Origin of the sequence: Citrobacter sp. wls613 (assembly GCF_005281195.1) — a bacterium.
GTDB classification, from domain to species: domain Bacteria; phylum Pseudomonadota; class Gammaproteobacteria; order Enterobacterales; family Enterobacteriaceae; genus Citrobacter; species Citrobacter gillenii.
Window position 1 is genome coordinate 1 of record NZ_SZXN01000059.1, and the last position, 2,338, is coordinate 2,338.

Below are 2,338 nucleotides of genomic sequence, written 5' to 3' on the forward strand. Positions count from 1 at the left end.
GTGCGATGGTGGATGCCGCCATTGTGATGATTGAAAATGCGCACAAACGGCTTGAGGAGTGGGATCATCAGCATCCGGGTGAGCAGATTGACAACGCCACCCGCTGGAAGGTGATTACCGACGCCTCCGTGGAAGTGGGACCCGCGTTGTTCATTAGCCTGCTGATCATCACCCTGTCCTTTATTCCTATCTTTACCCTGGAAGGTCAGGAAGGACGTCTGTTTGGCCCGCTGGCATTCACGAAAACGTACTCCATGGCGGGAGCGGCCGCACTGGCCATCATCGTCATTCCTATTCTGATGGGATTCTGGATCCGGGGGAAAATTCCTGCAGAGACCAGTAACCCCCTGAACCGGGTGCTGATCAAAGCGTATCATCCTTTGCTGCTGCGGGTCCTCCACTGGCCAAAAACAACCCTGCTGGTTGCGGCCTTGTCCATTTTCACGGTTATCTGGCCACTGAGTCAGGTGGGCGGTGAATTTCTGCCGAAGATTAACGAGGGCGATCTGCTGTATATGCCGTCGACCTTGCCTGGCGTCTCTCCGGCAGAAGCTGCAGCGCTCCTGCAGACAACAGACAAGTTAATCAAAAGCGTTCCTGAAGTGGCTTCTGTATTTGGCAAGACCGGTAAAGCAGAGACCGCAACGGATTCCGCGCCGCTCGAAATGGTGGAAACCACGATCCAGCTCAAACCTGAGGATCAGTGGCGTCCCGGCATGACAATTGACAAGATTATTGATGAACTCGACAGGACAGTCCGTTTACCGGGTCTGGCAAACCTCTGGGTGCCGCCTATCCGTAACCGTATTGATATGCTCTCAACCGGGATCAAAAGCCCGATAGGTATCAAAGTGTCCGGGACTGTTCTGTCCGATATCGACGCGACGGCGCAGAGTATCGAGGCGGTAGCCAAAACCGTGCCTGGCGTGGTGTCTGTCCTGGCTGAGCGACTTGAGGGCGGGCGCTACATCGATATCGATATCAACCGGGAGAAAGCCTCCCGCTACGGGATGACGGTAGGTGATGTCCAGCTGTTCGTCTCTTCAGCAATCGGAGGTGCTATGGTGGGTGAGACAGTTGAAGGGGTGGCCCGGTACCCTATTAACATTCGCTACCCGCAGGATTACCGGAACAGTCCGCAGGCGCTGAAACAGATGCCGATCCTGACCCCGATGAAGCAGCAGATCACGCTGGGCGATGTCGCGGATATTAACGTCGTTTCTGGACCAACCATGCTGAAAACCGAAAATGCCCGGCCAGCCAGCTGGATTTATGTTGATGCCCGCGGCAGGGACATGGTGTCGGTGGTTAACGACATTAAGACGGCCATCAGCGAGAAAGTGAAACTGAGACCGGGAACCAGTGTGGCATTCTCCGGACAGTTTGAACTGCTTGAGCATGCCAACAAGAAACTGAAGCTGATGGTGCCGATGACGGTGATGATCATTTTCATCCTGTTGTATCTGGCATTCCGCCGGGTTGACGAAGCCCTGCTGATCCTGATGAGCCTGCCGTTCGCCCTGGTTGGCGGAATATGGTTCCTGTACTGGCAGGGCTTCCATATGTCAGTGGCGACCGGAACCGGGTTTATCGCCCTGGCCGGGGTGGCAGCAGAGTTTGGCGTGGTCATGCTGATGTATCTGCGTCATGCCATTGAAGTGCACCCGGAATTGTCCCGTAAAGAGACGTTCACACCGGAAGGTCTTGATGAAGCCCTTTATCATGGTGCCGTGCTGCGTGTCCGGCCGAAAGCCATGACCGTGGCGGTGATCATCGCGGGTCTGCTGCCGATACTCTGGGGAACCGGCGCAGGTTCAGAAGTCATGAGCCGTATTGCGGCCCCCATGATTGGCGGGATGATCACAGCTCCGCTGCTGTCCCTGTTCATTATTCCTGCCGCCTATAAACTCATCTGGCTGCGCAGACATAAAAAGAGCGTGTCATAACCCTGAAAGGACACCCCTGCGGGTGTCCTTTTGCATAAATTCACCCTGACGTCAGGGTTTACATCGATAACATACAGAGGTGAGTATGAAAAAAATAATTTTAATGGCCCTGGCTTTTGGCCTTTCACTTCCGGCAATGGCAGGTGAAAAAGTAATAGACATGTACAAGTCTGAAAACTGTGGTTGCTGTTCCCTGTGGGGCAAGGCGATGGAAAAGGACGGGTTTGAGGTACGGACCCACGTCATGAATGATCAGGCTCTGTCAGCCCTGAAAGAAAAATATGCTGTTCCTGCTGAGCTGAGAAGCTGTCATACCGCAGTTACTGGTAATTTGATCATTGAAGGTCATGTGCCTGCCACAACGATACATAAGGCAATGCAGTCTGGTTCAG

The 2,338-nt window shown here is 53.9% G+C and carries 1 protein-coding gene and 1 pseudogene; both read left to right on the forward strand.

Annotated features, from left to right (window positions below):
• Positions 1–1,946, forward strand: a pseudogene (silA, locus tag FDX01_RS13470) (Cu(+)/Ag(+) efflux RND transporter permease subunit SilA); the annotation flags it as partial.
• 85 nt (positions 1,947–2,031) lie between these two features.
• On the forward strand, positions 2,032–2,338 hold a 307-nt coding region (locus tag FDX01_RS13475; RefSeq protein WP_249360981.1), incomplete at its 3' end, for a DUF411 domain-containing protein.